General features: G+C 73.6%; 16 protein-coding genes. 7 read left to right on the top strand and 9 right to left on the bottom strand.

The genetic code is table 11. The annotated features are described in order from the left end of the window. Positions 1-113 precede the first annotated feature (113 nt). The 3 genes from LDL48_RS33550 to LDL48_RS33560 are packed head-to-tail and all read left to right on the top strand — an operon-like array spanning position 114 to position 3,840. Complete coding sequence (locus tag LDL48_RS33550; protein WP_225259155.1) at positions 114-1,262, top strand: glycosyltransferase; 1,149 nt, start codon at positions 114-116, stop codon at positions 1,260-1,262. Further along, a complete protein-coding gene (locus LDL48_RS33555; protein WP_225259156.1) occupies positions 1,259-2,344 on the top strand; it encodes a glycosyltransferase in 1,086 nt (361 codons plus the stop codon). The genes LDL48_RS33550 and LDL48_RS33555 overlap by 4 nt, the downstream gene beginning before the upstream one ends. An 8-nt stretch (positions 2,345-2,352) precedes the next feature. Further along, positions 2,353-3,840 (top strand): glycoside hydrolase family 130 protein, encoded by a 1,488-nt coding sequence (locus LDL48_RS33560; protein WP_308016522.1) that lies wholly within the window; start codon positions 2,353-2,355, stop codon positions 3,838-3,840. Here the strand turns inward: LDL48_RS33560 and LDL48_RS33565 are convergent. From LDL48_RS33565 to LDL48_RS44755, 3 genes are read right to left on the bottom strand one after another with little or no spacing between them, the layout of a single operon-like run. Continuing rightward, positions 3,837-4,655: a methyltransferase domain-containing protein gene (locus tag LDL48_RS33565; RefSeq protein ID WP_225259158.1), complete on the bottom strand. Its 819-nt coding sequence runs from the start codon at positions 4,653-4,655 to the stop codon at positions 3,837-3,839. The two genes, LDL48_RS33560 and LDL48_RS33565, sit on opposite strands and share 4 nt — an antisense overlap. A gap of 58 nt (positions 4,656-4,713) precedes the next feature. Beyond that, positions 4,714-5,394, bottom strand: a complete 681-nt coding sequence (locus LDL48_RS33570; protein WP_225259159.1) for a response regulator transcription factor — start codon at positions 5,392-5,394, stop codon at positions 4,714-4,716. After that, positions 5,391-6,518 (bottom strand): sensor histidine kinase, encoded by a 1,128-nt coding sequence (locus LDL48_RS44755; protein WP_225259160.1) that lies wholly within the window; start codon positions 6,516-6,518, stop codon positions 5,391-5,393. The genes LDL48_RS33570 and LDL48_RS44755 overlap by 4 nt, the downstream gene beginning before the upstream one ends. Before the next feature lie 132 nt (positions 6,519-6,650). Between LDL48_RS44755 and LDL48_RS33580 the strand changes: the two genes are divergently transcribed. The 3 genes from LDL48_RS33580 to LDL48_RS33590 are packed head-to-tail and all read left to right on the top strand — an operon-like array spanning position 6,651 to position 8,434. Next, the gene (locus LDL48_RS33580; protein WP_225259161.1) at positions 6,651-7,331 is read left to right on the top strand and encodes a YqeB family protein; all 681 of its coding nucleotides are present in this window, start codon (positions 6,651-6,653) and stop codon (positions 7,329-7,331) included. A gap of 52 nt (positions 7,332-7,383) precedes the next feature. Further along, complete coding sequence (locus LDL48_RS33585) at positions 7,384-8,106, top strand: EAL domain-containing protein (protein WP_225259162.1); 723 nt, start codon at positions 7,384-7,386, stop codon at positions 8,104-8,106. A 16-nt stretch (positions 8,107-8,122) separates the two neighbouring features. Beyond that, on the top strand, positions 8,123-8,434 hold the full coding sequence (locus LDL48_RS33590) for an HPF/RaiA family ribosome-associated protein (protein ID WP_225259163.1): 312 nt from the start codon (positions 8,123-8,125) through the stop codon (positions 8,432-8,434). Between the two features lies 1 nt (position 8,435). Here LDL48_RS33590 and LDL48_RS33595 read toward each other — a convergent pair whose 3' ends face one another. Then, on the bottom strand, positions 8,436-9,260 hold the full coding sequence (locus LDL48_RS33595) for a methyltransferase domain-containing protein (RefSeq protein WP_225259164.1): 825 nt from the start codon (positions 9,258-9,260) through the stop codon (positions 8,436-8,438). Between the two features lie 91 nt (positions 9,261-9,351). After that, positions 9,352-10,818, bottom strand: a complete 1,467-nt coding sequence (locus LDL48_RS33600) for a methionine--tRNA ligase (RefSeq protein ID WP_225259165.1) — start codon at positions 10,816-10,818, stop codon at positions 9,352-9,354. 196 nt (positions 10,819-11,014) lie between these two features. Here LDL48_RS33600 and LDL48_RS33605 point away from each other — a divergent pair, with 196 nt between their 5' ends. Beyond that, positions 11,015-12,028, top strand: a complete 1,014-nt coding sequence (locus LDL48_RS33605; protein WP_225259166.1) for a Gfo/Idh/MocA family protein — start codon at positions 11,015-11,017, stop codon at positions 12,026-12,028. Here LDL48_RS33605 and LDL48_RS33610 read toward each other — a convergent pair. From LDL48_RS33610 to LDL48_RS33625, 4 genes are read right to left on the bottom strand one after another with little or no spacing between them, the layout of a single operon-like run. Beyond that, the gene (locus LDL48_RS33610) at positions 12,018-12,860 is read right to left on the bottom strand and encodes an SDR family oxidoreductase (RefSeq protein WP_225259167.1); all 843 of its coding nucleotides are present in this window, start codon (positions 12,858-12,860) and stop codon (positions 12,018-12,020) included. The genes LDL48_RS33605 and LDL48_RS33610 overlap by 11 nt on opposite strands. Positions 12,861-12,912: 52 nt before the next feature. Next, complete coding sequence (locus LDL48_RS33615; protein ID WP_225259168.1) at positions 12,913-13,929, bottom strand: amidohydrolase family protein; 1,017 nt, start codon at positions 13,927-13,929, stop codon at positions 12,913-12,915. After that, a complete protein-coding gene (gene kynU, locus LDL48_RS33620; protein WP_225259169.1) occupies positions 13,926-15,146 on the bottom strand; it encodes a kynureninase in 1,221 nt (406 codons plus the stop codon). The genes LDL48_RS33615 and kynU overlap by 4 nt, the downstream gene beginning before the upstream one ends. Continuing rightward, complete coding sequence (locus LDL48_RS33625) at positions 15,146-16,009, bottom strand: tryptophan 2,3-dioxygenase (protein WP_225259170.1); 864 nt, start codon at positions 16,007-16,009, stop codon at positions 15,146-15,148. The genes kynU and LDL48_RS33625 overlap by 1 nt, the downstream gene beginning before the upstream one ends. Positions 16,010-17,074 lie beyond the last annotated feature (1,065 nt).

Below are 17,074 nucleotides of genomic sequence, written 5' to 3' on the forward strand. Positions count from 1 at the left end.
GTCCCGACATGAATTGCGCGTAAATCGGTGCATTTAGTCGATTCGCGGTCGTCACCGTGTCCGCGCGAGGTGTCGTGCTGCGGGGAGGCAGCCACCGAGGAGAAAGGGTTGCCATGCCTGCCACGTACGGCTTTCTGAGCACCTATCCGCCCACCCGTTGCGGGTTGGCGACCTTCAATGCCGCGCTGGCCACCCACCTCAGCGGGGGCACCACCGGGCACGGCGTGGTCCGCCTGCTCGCCGGCGACGACCAGGGCGGCCTGGCCGTCGACCAGGCCGCGCCCCGGGTGGTGCACACCTGGGCCACCGACCGGCCCGGCGGATGGGTGGCCGCGGCCAACGCGCTGAACCGTTTCGACGTCGCGATCGTGCAGCACGAGTACGGCATCTACCCGGGCGACGCCGGCACCGAGGTGCTGCCGCTGCTGCGCGCGCTGCGGAACCCGAAGATCGTGGTGCTGCACACCGTGCTCAGCACGCCGGACCCGCTGCAGCGCTCGGTCCTGGAACGGATCGTGGCCGCCGCGGACGCCGTTGTCACCATGACCGACACCGCCCGGCAGCGGCTGACCTCCGGATACCAGGTGGAGCCGCGCAAGGTGACCGTGATCCCGCACGGCGCGGCCAGCCACACCGACGCGCCGCCGGACCGCCACGACCGCCCGCACATGCTCACCTGGGGCCTGCTCGGACCGGGCAAGGGCATCGAGTGGGCGCTGCGCGCGCTGGCCCTGCTCGGCGACATGGACCCGCGCCCCACCTACACGGTGGCCGGGCGTACCCATCCCAAGGTCCTGGAACAGCACGGCGACGTGTACCGCGACTCGCTCAAGACCCTCGCCCGGGATCTCGGCGTCGCGGACTCGGTGCGCTGGGAGGACGTCTACCTGGACGAGGCCGCGCTGAGCCGGCTGATCCGGTCCGCGGACGCGGTGGTGCTGCCGTACGACTCCACCGAGCAGGTCACCTCGGGCGTGCTGATCGAGGCGGTGGGCGCCGGGGTGCCGGTGGTGGCCACCGAGTTCCCGCACGCCGTCGAACTCCTCGCCGACGGGCCCGGCCTGCTCGTCCCGCACCAGGACCCGGAGGCCATGGCGGCCGCGGTCCGGCACCTGCTGTCCGACCCGGGCTCCGCGCGCCGGACCAGCGGCCTGACCGGCGGTCCCACGCTGCGCTGGCCGGCGGTGGCCGCCCGCTACCAGGCCCTCGCCACCCGCCTGCTCGCCGACCGTACCCCGGTGGCCGCGAGGGTTCCGGCGTGAGCGCGCAGGCCCTGCGGCTGGTGCCGCCTCCGGTCCGGCTCGCCGACGCCCCGGCGCCCAGCTGGTCCCATCTGGCCCGGCTCTCCGACGACGTCGGCCTGCTGGAACACGCCCGCAACGCCATTCCCCGGCGGGAGCACGGCTACTGCGTCGACGACGTGGCCCGCGGGCTGCTGGTGGCCAGCCGGGAACCGCAGCCCACCGGGCTGGTGACCGGCCTGGCCGAGCGCTACCTGGCGTTCCTCACCCACGCGCAGGGACCGGACGGCGCCTTCCGCAACCGGCTCGGCTACGACCGGCGCTGGCTCGACGAACCGTCCACCGGCGACTGGTGGGGCCGGGCACTGTGGGGACTGGGCACCGCCGCCGCCCGCAGCCCGGTGCCGTGGATCCGGCGGGAGGCCCGTGAGGCGTTCCTGATCGGTGCCCGGCAGCGGTCGGCGTGGCCGCGGGCGATGACGTTCGCCGGGCTCGGCGCGGCCGAGGTGCTGCGCGCCGACCCGCGCGACACGGTCGCCGCGGCGCTGCTCGCCGACGCCGCCACGGCGGTCGGCACGCCGGGCGCGGATCCGGAGTGGGAGTGGCCGGAACCCGAGCTGACGTACGCGAACCCGGCCCTGGCCGAGGTGGTGATCGCGGCCGGTGATCTGCTCGGCGACGAGGCGCTGCTCGGCGACGGGCTGCGCATGCTGGCCTGGCTGTGCCGGATGCAGGAGCACCAGGGCCGGCTGTCCACCGTGCCGGTCGGCGGCTGGCGCCCGGACGTGCCGAAGCACCGCCACGACCAGCAGCCGATCGAGGCCGCCGCGACCGCCGACGCCTGCGCCACCGCCGCGGACGTCACCGGCGACGAGCGGTGGGACGCACCGCTGTTCCAGTCCGTCGCCTGGTTCCTCGGCGACAACGACACCGGCAGCGTCATGCTCGACGCCCAGACGGGTGGTGGATATGACGGGCTGACACCGGAAGGCCCTAATCTGAACCAGGGTGCCGAGTCCACGCTCGCGCTGGTCGCCACGCTGCAGCACGCGCGGCGGCTGGCGAATCGGGCGAGCCGGCCGTCCGGAGGGGGCCTAGCATGACCGCAACGATGGACACTCCCGAGCTCCGCACCGACGACCTCGCCACCCGGCACGAGCTGGTGATGGCGCCGGACCCGCGACGCGTGGTGATCAAGCTGTTCGTACCCGGCGAGGACGCGCAGCTGGTGCAGAACCGTGCCTCCGGCCTGATCGAACGGATCCTGCGGCTCACCGAGGACGAGATCGTCCGGCTGCTCGACGACGTGCAGAGCCGCTTCGCCGGCCGGCACCACGACCTGCTCGGCGTCTTCGGGCACCACTACGACGTGGTCAGCCACCGGGTGCCGGCCGACCGGACGCTGTCGCCGAGTGCCCGCTCGCTGATCGGCGCGTACTTCAGCCACGAGTTCTCGGTCGAGGCCGCGGCGCTGTGCAACCCGTCGATGGTGCCGCACCCGGACCAGAGCGATCTGGAACCGGGCGAGCTGCGGGTCGCGATCAGCCTCCGCCAGATCGGCGAGGGTCACATCTCGTCGATCGGGTTCTGCAGCGCCATCCTCGGTCCCGGCGACGCCATCCGGCTGGAGGACCGGGAGGGGCCGCTGACCATCGGGCACCGGGTCGGCGCCAAGCACATGCGGCACCAGCTGGCCGCCGCGCTGATCGACACGGAGATCGACAACGAGGCCTCGGCGTACCTGGCCTGCGCCCTGCCCGAGCGCTACACCGACGAGGAGTTCGAGGAGGTCATCGGGCACGTGCCGGCCGAGCTGCTGGGCCGGTCCACCACCCAGGAGACCCTCGACCGGATCCGGCACCTGGTCGCCGGCAACTACGCCGTCACGTTCCCGGCCACCGTGCCCCTGCACCAGCGGGTGCTCTGGCCGGCCACCCCGGCGGAGAGCAACGGCATGGAGGACGCCCGCTTCGTACAGGTCGTCGACCCCGACGGCCGGCCCGCCTACCAGGCGACCTACACGGCGTACGACGGCCGGCACATCTCCGGCCGGGTGATCTTCAGCCGGGACCTGCGCCACTTCGAGGTGACCACGCTGCACGGCCCGGCCGCCCGTAACAAGGGCATGGCGCTGTTCCCCCGCTACGTCGGCGGGCGCAAGCTGGCCCTGTGCCGCTCCGACGGGGAGACGCTCGGCCTGGCCGTGCGGGACGAGCAGCACCGGTGGCACCACGCCACGCCGCTGCTCACGCCGCACCGCGGCTGGGACCTGATCCAGGTCGGCAACTGCGGGTCGCCGGTGGAGACCGAGGCCGGCTGGCTGGTGCTCACGCACGGGGTGGGCCCGATGCGGCGGTACGCGATCGGCGCCATGCTGCTGGACCTGGAGCACCCCGAGCGGGTGATCGCGGACCTGCCGGACGGGCTGATGGACCCGGACGAGACGGAACGCGAGGGGTACGTACCGAACGTCGTCTACTCCTGCGGGGGAATGGTGCACGACGGCCGGTTCTGGCTGCCGTACGGTGCCAGCGACGTCCGGGTGGGATTCGCCAGCATCCCGCTGGACCGCCTGCTGGCCCGCATGGTGCCCTGCTAGCGGACCGTTCCGACGGCCACCCAGATGGTCAGCACGGCCAGGAACTCGCCGGCCGCTCCGGCCCGCTCCACCTCGGCGAGCCACCTCTCCCGCAGCCCCTCGGGCCAGGTGACCGGGCCGGTCGGCGCGGCCGGGTCGACGAACGGCAGCACCGCGGCGGCCGACTCCGGCGTGCCGAAGAACAACGTCACCGGGGTGGCGGCCAGGTCGCCGAGACCCCGGGCGAGCATCCGGCGGCGCAGTGACCGGCCGGTGGCCGCCTTGGTGAACAGTCCGCCCAGCGCCTGCAGCACCTCCGTGTACAGCTCCTCGCGCACACCGTCGAGGGCCAGCGACTGCCAGTCGGTGTCGATCACACAGACCCGGCCGCCCGGCCGGGTCACCCGGGCGAACTCGGCCAGCGCGGCGTCCGGATCGGGCAGATGTTGCACGACCCGCTCGCACCAGACGCCGTCCACCGAGTCGTCCGGCAGGTCCAGGGCCTGCGCGTCGCCGGTGCGGTACTCCACCGGGCCGCCGTCGTGCCGGCGCTCCGCGACCGCGATGGTGCTCGCGGAGTAGTCGAGCGCCACCACGCTGCCGCCCGGCCGGACCCGCGCCGCCAGGTCGCGGGCCACATCGCCGGCGCCGCAACCCACGTCCAGCAGGCGCTGCCCGGGCGCCGGGCGCAGCGCCGCCCGCGCGACCTCCCGCACCCGCCGGATCTCCGGATCCGCGGACATCCGGTCCAGCATCCCGATCATCCAGTCGATCTCGTCGGACGGCAGGGTGTCGACATCGGTGAAGGGCGTGTGGTGCGTGCCGGCGGCTTCCATCCGACCATGATCCAACTCCGCTGGCTGAGCGCGGACGCCGGGCGTCCGGTGTGTCCGCTCAACCCACCGCGTCTGCCCCGCCGCGCCCGGCCCGGGCGTCGTGCACCAGCAGGGCCACCTGGACCCGGTTGGTGAGATCGAGTTTGGTCAGGATCCGGGACACGTACGCCTTGACCGTCGCGGTGCTCATCCGCCGGGCCGTACCGATCTCCTGGTTGGTCCGTCCCTGCGCGACCAGCAGCGCCACCTCGCGCTCCCCCGGGCTGAGCCGGTCCAGCGCCGCCCGGGCGCGCTCGCGGCCGGCGTCCGCCTCCACCTGCGCGACGTACGTCATCATCCGGCGGAGCACCTCCGGCGACAGCATCGGCTCGCCCGCCGCGACCCGCCGCACCGCCCGGGCGATCTCCGCGGGCGGCGTGTGCTTGAGCAGGAAACCGCTGGCCCCGGCCCGGATCGCGCGCAGCACGTGGTCCTCGGTGTCGAACGTGGTCAGCACGATCACCTCGGGCGGCTCGCGCCGCGCGCGCAGCGTCTCGGTGGCGGTGAGGCCGTCGACGCCGGGCATCCGGATGTCCATCAGCACCACGTCCGGCCGGTGCGTCCGCACCGCGGCCGGCACCTCCGCGCCGTCGCCGACCGCGCCGGCCACCTCGATGCCGTCGAACTCGCCCAGCATCATGGTCAGCCCGGCCCGCACCAGCGCGTCGTCGTCCACCAGCAGCACCCGGACCGGGGTCACGGCAGCCGCCCGGGCAGCCAGGCACGCAGCCGGAACTCACCGGCCGCGGTCGCACCGTGCTCGAGGCGCCCGCCGGCCAGCTGGACCCGTTCCCGCAGGCCGGCCAGTCCGGCGCCGGCACCGGGCATGCCGCCGCCCGGCGCGAGCACGTTGCCCACGTCGACCGTCAGGCCGTCGTCGGCGCCGGCCCGCACCGCCACCCGGACCGGCGCGCCCGGCGCGTGCTTGCGCGCGTTGGTCAGGGCCTCCTGCACGATCCGGTACGCGTGCCGGCCCACCGCCTCGGGCACCCGGTCACCGGCGGCCAGGTCCAGGTCGACCGCGGCACCGGCGTCCCGGGACTGTTGCACCAGCGCCGGCAGATCGGTCAGCGTCGGCTGCGGTCGGTCGTCGGCGGCCGGCTCCCGCAGCATCCCGATGACCTGGCGCAGATCCTCCAGGGCCTGGTACGCGCACTGCCGGACGACGCCCGCCGCCTGCTTCTCCGCACCGGACGCCGCGCGCCGCACCTCCAGCGCACCGGCGTGCACGGCGAGCAGCGAGATCCGGTGCGCCAGCACGTCGTGCATCTCCCGGGCGATGCGTTCCCGCTCGGCCAGCCGGGCCTGGTCGATGCGCATCCGCTGGCCCTGTTCGGCCTGCCGCGCCCGCTCGGCCCAGGACCGCACCAGCATCCGCTGCGACCGCACCAGCATGGCCACCGCCACCAGGCTGACGTGCAGCAGGACCAGGAAGACGACCGCCTCGACGTAGGCCCGGGTGGCGCCCAGCGCGATCCAGTAGATCACCACGACCGCGGCGGCGTGCAGCGCCGCGAGCGCCACCGCGATCCGGGCCGGCCGGTGCAGGGCCACCGCGAACAGCGCGATCGGGGTGACGCCCATCGGCAGGCCGAACACGATGCCGAGCGGGATCAGCACCAGCGTCAGCGCCACCGGGCGGGTCCGCCGGAACAGCACCAGCCCGGTGCCCGCGAGCAGGCCGGAGGCAACCTCGAGGGCGAGCGGCGCCCCCGGCTGGTCCTCGGCCACCGACATCAGCAGGAAACCGGCACCGAGCAGGCCGGCCAGGGCCGCGAGGCCCACCTCCAGCAGCCACTGCCGGGCCGTCCGTCCGCGCCACACGCCACCGGACGCTACCCGGCACCGGGCCGGCCGGGCAGCGGCCGACGGTCGATCCGCGCGCCGACTTTGGTCGATCCGGGCGTCGCCCGGCGACCGTAGCGGGTCCGGGCCGCCGGGTCGAAGACTCGACGTGTGCTCGAACAGACGACGACGGTGGCGACCGCATGGTGGCTGCGGGCCGCGGTGTGGCTCGGCGTACCGGCCGCCGGGGCCGGCCTGTGCCTGCTGCTGGACCGGCTCGCGGACTGGGCCGTCGAGCTGCCCTGGGCGCCGCTGCGCGGGCCGCTCCGGGTGATCGGGCAGATTCCGGAGCCGCAGGCGACGATCGGGGCGCTGGTGCTGGGCGGGGTGGCCGGCACGGTGCTGGCGCTGCTGATCGACGCGGAGTCGCTGACCGTCCGGGTGTCCGGGACCGACGTGGTGCTGCACCGGCCGGGGGTGACCCGGACGGTGCCGCGGGCCGACGTGGCGATGGCGTTCCGCGACGGCGAGCGGCTGGTCCTGCTCGGGCGCACCGGACGCGAGCTGGCCCGGGAGCCGGCGCACCTGTCCCCGAAGCGGCTGCGGCCGGCGTTCGCGGCGCACGGCGTGGCCTGGTCGGACCGCGACCCGTACGCCGACGCGTACCGGCGGTGGATCCCGGACTCGCCGCAGGTGCCGCCGGAGGCCCACGCGGTCTTCGCGGCACGGCAGGAGGCGATCCGGACCGGCGACGACCGGGACACCGCGGAACTGCGCGACGAGTTGGCCCGGCTGGGGTTCGTGGTGCGGGACGAACGCAAGCGACAGTACTGGCGCCGGGTCGATGGGTGAACCTGACCTGTCATTGAGGATGCGTTGAGGTAGGGCGCCGATCGTTTCGGCCATGACACCTTCGCTGCTCGGGACCACCAGTCGCCGCACGGTCGGCGAAGTGATCGATGCCCAGGCCATTGAGATGGCCTTCCAGCCGGTCGTGCAGCTCGACGACGGCACCGTCTGGGGCTACGAGGCGCTGGCCCGCTTCGAACAGAAGCACTTCCCGTCGCCCACGCACGCCTTCGCGGCCGCCCACGACGCCGGGATCGGCGTGGACCTGGAGCTGCTCGCCGTGGAGTGCGCTCTGGAACGGCTCGACGACCTGCCGTCCGGGGTGTGGCTGAGCACCAACCTCTCGGTCGAGGCGCTGATGAGCCCGCGGGTGTGCGAGACCCTGCTGGCCCACGCGCACCGGGACATCACGGTCGAGTTGACCGAGCACATCCAGGTGACCGACTACCCGGCGCTGGTGGCCGCCACCAACCGGCTCCGCGAGGCCGGCATCCTGCTGGCCGTGGACGACGCCGGTGCCGGCTTCGCCAGCCTCAGTCACATCCTGCAGTTGCGTCCCGACATCATCAAACTCGACATCACGCTCACCCGGAACATCGACGCCGACCCGGTCCGTTCGGCCCTGGCCCGGTCCCTGGTCAGCTTCGCGCACGACATCGACGCCCTGCTCATCGCGGAGGGCATCGAGACCGACGCGGAGCGGGACAAGCTGCAGAGCCTCGGCGTGGTCCTGGGCCAGGGCTACCTGATGGCCGTACCCGGCCGCCTGCCCGGTTGAGCCGTCGGAGGCCGACATGACGTATCTCGCCGAACTGCCGGTGCCGCGCGTCCGCGCACACGGCCGCGACGCGGCGGACTGCGAGCAGTACGCCATCGACAAGGTCCGCGACGCGCTGCGGCGGGTGCCCGGGCCGGTGCTCGAGGTCCAGTTGCTGCTGGAGTCGATGAGCGCCGGGGACTGGGCGGTCGCCCACGTCGACGCGGACGGCGTGATGCTGCACGCGCACGCCATGGCGCCGAGCGTCCGGGAGGCCGTGGACCTGATGCACGAACGCCTGCACAGCCAGCTGCGCCACCTGCGCCGCGGGTCCGTCGCGGGCGGGTGAGTCAGACCGTGCCGGCGGCGACCCAGAGGGTCAGCACGGCCAGGAACTCGCCGGCCGCCCCCGCGCGGTCCACCTCGGCGAACCAGGACTCGCGCAGGCCGTCCGGCCACATCCCGGCGTCCGCGGGCAGGTCCGGGTTCACCATCGGCAGCACCACGGCGGCCGACTCCGGCGTACCGAAGAAACAGGTCACCGGCACGGCCTGCAGGTCGGTCAGACCGGCACCGAGCAGCCGCCGGCGCAGCGACCGGCCCATGTCGAGCTGACCGCGGCGGAACTGGTCCCGGCTGAAGCGCAACAGCGCCGTGGACAGATCCTCGCGCAGGCCGTCGAACGCCAGCGAGTCCCAGTCGGTGTCGATCAGGCAGATCCGCCCGCCCGGCCGGGTGACCCGGGCGAACTCCGCGACCGCCGTGTCCGGACGGTCCAGGTGCTGCAGCACCCGCTCGCACCAGACCCCGTCCACCGAGTCGTCCGGCAGGTCCAGGGCGCACACGTCACCGAGGCGGTACTCCACCGGGCTGCCGTCGTGCCGCCGCCCGGCGGCCTCGATGGTGCTCGCCGAGAAGTCCAGCGCCACCACGCAGCCGTCCGGGCCCACCTCGGCGGCCAGCCCACGGGCCACGTCGCCGCCGCCGCATCCCGCGTCGAGCAGACGTTGCCCGGACGCCGGCCGCAGCGCGTCGTGCGCGATCTGCCGCACGCGCCGGATCTCCGGATGCCGGGACATCGCCTCGAGCGCCGCGATGAGCAAAGTGATCATCTCGGCCGGCATGGCGTCGACGTCGGCGAACGGGGTGTGGGTATGAGTCTGGACGGGCTCCATCGGCCCATTGTTTATCCGGCGTCGGCCCGATGTGGGTGGTGGTCAACCATCCGACAACGCTCATGGGATAGTGCCCTGCGCAGCAGGGATACTAGCGGCCCAATCGGGCGAAGACCGGCTCCGCGGGACCTACCCGGTCACCGTCGCGCAGTTGTCCGCGCAACCGGGCCGCGCCGGCCGGCAGGAACGGTTCCAGTTCCGCGGTCAGCAGCCGGCACAGCCGGACCAGCGTGCCCAGCACGGCGTCCAGCCGGTCCGCCGCACCGGCCCGGGCCAGCTCCCACGGGCGTTCCGCCTCGACCAGCCGGTTCCCCGCGTCCACCGCCGCCTGCAGTGCGTCGGTGGCGGCCCGGAAGTCGTAACCGGCCAGCGCGCGGTCGATCCGGTCCGGCAGCCCGGCGCATCCGGCCGGCACCGCACCGGTCGCCGGCACCCGGCCGCCCCGGTACCGGTGCACCAGCGCCAGTGTGCGGTTCACCAGGTTGCCGAGGCCGTTCGCCAGTTCCGAGTCGGCCCGGTGCACCAGCCGCGCCGTGGTGAAGTCGGTGTCGCCGGTGCGGGCCACCTCGCGCAGCAGCCACCAGCGCGGCGCGTCCGGGCCGTACGCGTCCACCAGCGCGACCGGGTCCACGGTACGGCCACCGCTCTTGGCGATCTTTCCGCCGTCCACGGTCAGGTAGTCGTGCACGAACACCGCGGTGGGCAACGGGCGGCCGGTGGACAGCAGCAGCGCCAGCCAGTACACGGCGTGGAACCGCACGATGCCCTTGCCGATCACGTGCACCCGCTCGGCCGATTCCACCCACCAGCGCCGGTACGCCGGGCCGTCGGCACCGCCGTCCAGGGCCGTCACGTAGTTGGCCAGCGCGTCCCACCACACGTACACCACCTGGTCCGCGTCGCCCGGCACCGGAATGCCCCAGCCCCCGGCCCGCGCGGCCGGCCGGGAGACGCTGATGTCGTCCAGGCCGTCGCGCAGCAGGCCGAGCACCTCGTTGCGGCGGGCGGCCGGCTCGATCCGGACCTGCCCGGACCCGATCACCTCGGCCAGCCGGTCCCGGTAGCGCGACAACCGGAAGAACCAGTTCTCCTCGGTGACCGGTTCCGGCGCCACCCGATGCTCCGGGCAGGCGCCGTCGACCAGGTCCTCCGGCCGGTAGAACTGTTCACACCCGGCGCAGTACAGCCCGGCGTACCGGCGGCGGTAGAAGTCGCCGGCCGCCGCGGTCTCCCGCCACAGCCGCGTCACGCCGGTCGCGTGCCGGGCGTCGGCGCTGGTCCGGATGAAGTCGTCGAAGGAGAGCCCGAGCGGCTCGCGCAGCGCGGCGAAGCGGTCCGCGTTGCCGGCCACGAACGTGCGCACGTCCACGCCGGCCGCCCGCGCCGCGGTGACGTTCTTCAGCGCGTTGTCGTCGGTGCCGGTGAGGAACCGCACGCCCTGCCCGCGGGCGCGCCGGTGCCGGGCCAGGACGTCGGCCTGGACGAGTTCCAGCGCGTGCCCGAGGTGCGGCGCGCCGTTGACGTACGGGATGGCGGTGGTGACGTAGAAGTCGGTCATGACGGTCCTTCCGCCGGCCACCGGGCCGGCGGAACCACGGGCCCGGTGAAACCGGGCCTGGTCGTGGTCAGCGCACGTCGAACAGCCCCGGGTCGGGGCGCATCATCTGCTCTCGGCGTGCGGTCATGCCGTCATGGTGGCATCCGGTGCCCCGGCGGCGGAACCGGATTTCCGCCGCGTGTGCGAAGCTGCTGCCATGACGGAGGCGGTGCGGTTCGGACTGGTGGGGTACGGCTCGGGCGGGCGCCTGTTCCACGCCCCGTTCCTGGCGTCGGCGGCCGGCGTCGCGTTCGCCGGCGTGGTCACCCGGTCACCGGAACGCCGGGCCGAGCTGCCCGCCGGGGTGCCGGCCTTCGACACGCTCGCCGACCTGGCCGCGGCCGGCGTCGAGGCGGTGACCGTCTCCACCCCGGCGGCCACCCACGCCGAGCTGGCGCACGAGGCGATCCGGCTCGGGCTGGCCGTGGTGGTGGACAAGCCGTTCACCCTGGACGCGCCGGCGGCCCGCGCGGTCACCGACGCCGCCGCGGACGCCGGCGTGCCCCTGAGCGTCTACCAGAACCGCCGGTGGGACGCCGACTTCCGGACCGTGCGCAAGCTGGCCGGTTCCGGCACGCTGGGCGAGATCCGGCGGTTCGAGTCGCGCTTCGAGCGCTGGGCGCCGGACCGCGAGCCGCCCGCCGCCGGCGGCGGCACCCTCCTCGACTTCGGCGCCCACCTGGTGGACCAGGCCCTGCTGCTGTGCGGCCCGGCCGAACGGGTGTACGCGGAGATGCACGGCCGCGGCGAACGGGACGACGACGTGTTCGTGGCGCTGCGGCACCGCGACGGCGCCGAGTCGCACCTCTGGGGCAGCTGGCGGCAGGCCGCGCCCGGACCCCGCTTCCGGGTCACCGGCACCACCGGCACGTACGTGGTGGACGGCCTCGACTCCCAGGAGGCCGCGCTGAAGGCGGGCCGGACACCGGCGATGCTGGGCGAACGGTGGGGCGTCGAGCCGGAGCACGCCTGGGGCCGGCTCTACCGCGGCGCGACCGGGGCGCCGGTCCGCAGCGAGCGCGGCGCCTGGGACCTGTTCTATCCGGCGTTCGCCGCGGCGGTCCGCGGGCAGGGCCCGGTGCCGGTCGACCCGCACGACTCGGTACGAGCCATGGAGATCCTGGACGCGGCCCGGACCAGCGCGGCCACCGGCGAGACCGTCAAGCTGTAACCCGGCGCAGCACCTCGGCGAGCGGGGTGGCCGGATGCCCGGTGAGCTGCTCGACCGCCGGCGACACCAGGGCCAGTTCGCCGGCCGCCACCGCGGTGTACGTGCTGACCCACGCGTCCACCTGCCAGTCCGGGGCGTCGTACCGCAGACGGGACGCGTACGCCTCCTCGACCGTCTCGTGGTGGAAGCGCACCGGCCGGCCGGTGACCTCGGACACGGTGGCGGCGATCTCGGTGAACGTGAGAGCCTCCGGGCCGGTCAGGTCGTAGGTGCGCCCGGCGTGCCCGGCCGGATCACGCAGCACCGCCGCCGCCGCGTCGGCGATGTCGTCCTGCGCCACCACGGCCGCCCGTCCGTCCCCGGCCGGCCCGCGGATCACCCCGTCCTCCCCCACCAGGAACGTCAGGAAGTCGGCGTACAGGTTGTCGCGCAGCACGGTGAACGGCAGCCCGGTGGCGCGGATCCGGTCCTCGGTGGCGGCGTGGTCGCGGGCCAGCGTGAACGTCGCGTCCGGCGCCGCCCCGGCGAACGACGTGTACACCAGATGCCCGATCCCCGCGGCCGCGGCGGCGTCGACGAACGTCCGGTGCCGCGACACCCGGTCCGGCGACTCGGAGGCGGACACCATCAGCACCACGTCGGCGCCGCTGAGCGCCCGGCGTACCGCCTCCGGGTCGCCGTATTCCGCGACGGCGACCTCGGCGCCGGGCAGATCCGGTGCCCGGCCCGGATCCCGCACGACGAGCCGCAGGGCCGCACCGGCCGCGGCGAGCCGCCGGCCCACCCGTCCGCCGAGTTGTCCCGTCGCGCCGGTGACCACGATCAAACCCATCCCCCATGTGTACGCCATCCCACCCGGTTCCCGGGCACCGAGGGTGGGCCGGTCACCCGGGAGGCGGCTCCGCGTCGACCACCCGGGCCGTGGCGAGCACATCCGCGAACCGGGCACCGTCCAGGTCCAGCCCGTCGGCGATCCAGGTCGGCGGCAGGTCGCCCGCGTCCACGGTCATCGCGGCGAGCACGTCCTCCGGGGTGAGCCCGGCCCGTTGCAGCGCCCGGATCTCGCGTGCGTTGACGCCCGGCACGAGCGGACCGTTGCCGAGGTCGGTGCCGTACCGGACGCTCCCGCCGTACCCCAGGAACCGCCGCAGGTTGTCGACCGCCGCGCCCAGTTCCGGTGACGGCCGGCCCCAGCCGTGGATGTCCAGCGTGCTGATCCAGCCCATGCCCTGGCCGGCGGCGGCGCGCAGCGCACCGTCGTCGATCCGTTCGGTCCACGGCGTGTGGGCCAGCAGGTCCGCCCGCGCGTCCACCGCGGCCTCGACCGTGCCGGATCCCTCGGCGTGCACCACCACCCGCAGGCCGGCGGCGTGCGCGGCGGCGACCACCGCGGCCAGCACCGGGCCGGGCAACGTGGGGCCGCCGGTGTGCGCGGTCACCTTGATCAGCTCCGAACCCGCCGCGTGGCACTCGCCGACCGCCTCGGTCGCGTCCGCCGCCGAGTGCACCTCCCGCCAGCTGCCCGGCGGTGCCCACGAACGGTCGCTGGGATAGCCGCCCGGCGCGGTGAGGAACGGCCCGGCCACGGTCATCCGGGGCAGCCCGGACCCCGGCCCGGCGGCGCGGTCGCGCAGGGCGGTCACCTCGGCGGGCACCCCGCCCAGGTCCCAGACCGCGGCGATGCCGCCGGCCCGCACGGCGCCAAGATCAACAAGGGCGGAGTGTACGTGGAAGTCGCACAACCCCGGCAGCAGCGTGCCGGACAGCCGGCGCAGCGGACCGGCACCCGGCTCCGCGGCCATCCCGGTCACCACACCGTCGCGCAGTTCCAGTGCGCCGCCGGTGTGCAGCCGCCCGTCCCACCAGAGCGAGTCGGCGGCCAGCCACCCGGCGCCGGTCACGGCTGTTTCTCCAGCAGTTCGCGGAGCACGGACAGGCCGCGGTACACCTCGGTGAAGCTGGTGCTGAGCGGCGCCGGGCCGATCCGCAGGCCGTCCGGGCGGCGGTAGTCGCTGACCACACCGGCCCGCCACAGCGGTTCGAGCAGCCGGTCGAAACCGGGCCGCCGCAGCGTGACGTGCCCGCCGCGGCGGACCGGGTCACGCGGGCTGACCACCTCCACCCCGAACGGGGCGAGCCACTCGTCCGCGACGTCCAGCACGTACCCGGTGAGCAGCAACGACTTGGCGCGGACCGCTTCCATGCCGGCCTCTTCGAGCAGGTCCAGGTTGGCCCGCAGGGGCACCATGGCGAGAATCGGCGGGGTGCCGCTCAGCAGCGCGCGCACGCCCGGCGCGAACTCGTGGACCGGCCCCATCTCGAACGCCGCCCGGTGCCCCATCCAGCCCCGGATCGGCTGGCGCAGCTCCTCCTGCAGACCGGTCCGCAGGTACGCGAACGCGGGCGCGCCCGGACCGCCGTTGAGATACTTGTACGTGCAGCCGACGGCCAGGTCCGCACCCCAGGCGTCCAGGTCCACCGGCACCGAACCGGCCGAGTGGCTCAGGTCCCACAGGGTCAGCGCACCGGCCGCCCGGGCCAGGGCGTTGATCGCCACCGCGTCGGCCATCCACGCCGAGCGGTACGCCACATGGCTGAACAGCACCAGCGCGGTGTCCTCGTCCACCGCGTCGGCCACCTGCTCGGCCCGGATGCCGGCGCGCGGGTCGGTCTCGATCCACACCAGGTCCAGGTCCCGCTCGGCGGCGATGCCCTCGAGGACGTACCGGTCGGTGGGGAAGTTGTCGGTGTCCAGCACCACCCGGCGCCGTCCGGGCCGGGCGTCCACCGCGGCGCGGGCCAGCTTGTACAGCAGCACGGTGGTGGAGTCGGCGATCACCACCTGACCGGCGGCGGCGCCCAGCGCGAGCCCGCCGAGCCGGTCGCCGAGCCGCAGCGGCCACTCCATCCACTCGTCGTTCCAGCCCCGGACCAGCCGGTCCGCCCACGGCCCCCGGATGAACCCGTCCATCAGCTCGGCGGTCGCCCGCAGCGGCCGGCCCAGCGAGTTGCCGGCCAGGTAACACAGCAGGTCGCCGGAGGGCAGGAACCGGTCCCGGTACGCGGCGAGCGGATCCGCGGCGTCCAGCGATTCGGCCCGAAGCGCAAGGTCGTCCATCACTGATCCGGCACTCCGATCTCGGTCCGCACCGCGTACAGCTCCGGGAAGAACGTCAGGTCCAGCGCGGCCCGCAGGAACGACACCCCGCTGGAGCCGCCGGTCCCCCGTTTCACGCCGATCGTGCGCTCCACCGTCTTCAGGTGCCGGAACCGCCAGAGCTGGAAGTTGTCCTCCAGGTCGACCAGTTCCTCGCAGGCCTCGTACGCTTCCCAATGGTCCTGCGCATGCTCGTAGATGTTCCGGAAGACCGGCACCAGGCCGGCGTGGAACTCGTGCGCCGCGGTCACGTCGCGGTCCAGCAGGTCGGCCGGCACCGGGTGGCCGTGCCGGGCCAGGAAGCGCAGGAACTCGTCGTACACGCTGGGGGCCGCGAGCGCCTCGGTGAGCATCTTCTGCGCCGCCGGGTCGTCGTCGAAGATCGACAGCATCCGCCGATCCTTGTTGCCGAGCAGGAACTCGACCGCCCGGTACTGGTACGACTGGAAGCCCGACGAGGTGCCCAGGAAGCTGCGGAACTCGGCGTACTCGCTGGGCGTCAGCGTGGCCAGCACCGACCACTGCTCGGTCAGGCACCGCTGGATGTGCTTGACCCGGGCCAGCCCCTTGAGCGCCGGCCGCAACTCGTCCACGGCGAGCTGGCGCTGCACCGCGCGCAGCTCGTGCCGGATCAGCTTCAACCACAACTCGGACGTCTGATGCTGCAGGATGAACAGCAGTTCGTCGTGGTGCTCGGGCACGCTGACCGGGTGCTGCGCGGAGAGGATCTCGTCGAGGTGCAGATACTGCCCGTACGACAGGTTGACCCGGAAATCCCGGACAATCCCGTCCTCGAGCGGACGCTGATGACGTCGGGTCGCCATTGACCCCCTCCTAGCTCAGAAGATCCTCCGCCCACTCCACCACACCGCCGCCGCCGCGGACACCACACCCCACCCGGCCTGCCCCATCGACCCGCCCCGGCGCGCATCCAGCCCAAACCCGCGGGCGCCCGATGTGCCTTTAGGCGTCACGTCCCCGAGCCTTCCAGGCGCGCGCGTGGAGGCGGTTCGCTCCGCACCAAACCCCCACACACCCGTCGCCCCGAGCCCAGCGTGTGGCGAGGCGGTTCACTCCGCACCCGTGCACCACACGCACTCAATCAACCTCAAACAACGAAACCACGCGCGACCCGCGAGGGCTGCGACGCTACGCCTCCGCCAAACCCCGTCGACCTTCTACTTGTGGTGCCCGATTCGCGGCTTATGCAGCTTTTGTCCTCATCACAAGTTCAGATCTGTGAAGAGGTCCGTCAAGCGGTGCCGGCGTTGGCTTCGAGGGACCGCGGAGCTGGGCGGACGATTGCTGTTGTTGCCGCGCGCCGTGGGGTCCGCTCTCCCGTCCCTGGTCACCGCCCACGAGCAACGGTGTGTCGAACAGCGGCGCGCTGGTTGCCGCAACTCCACACGTCCCTGATACCCGAGAACGACGTGCGGAGCTACGGCGCACTCAATGCCGCAAATCCACACATCCCTGATACCCGAGAACGACGTGCGGAGCTACGGCGCACTCAATGCCGCAAATCCACACATCCCTGATACCCGAGAACGACGTGTGGAGTTACGGCGCACTCAATGCCGCAAATCCACATATCCCGGATGCCCGACGGCGGCGTGCGGAGCTACGGCGCGCTGTGCACCGGGAAGCCACCCGCGGCGGCACCCGAACCCGGCGAACAGAGAAGCGGCAGGCTCGTTCATCTCGCAGCACTCAAGCAGATCTTGGAGCGGAGAGCAGATCTTGGAGGCGGCTCGCCCTCCTGGGCGATTTCAAGGTTTGGATGCAACACCCACGTTTCTGCAGGTAGGAGTGGGTTGTGGCAGGGAGATTGTCGGCGTTGGAGCGGGAACGGATCGGGTTAGGGCGGGCGGCGGGTGAGTCGGTCCGGC

It is taken from the genome of Jidongwangia harbinensis, from assembly GCF_020216025.1.
GTDB classification, from domain to species: Bacteria; Actinomycetota; Actinomycetes; order Mycobacteriales; family Micromonosporaceae; genus Actinoplanes; species Actinoplanes harbinensis.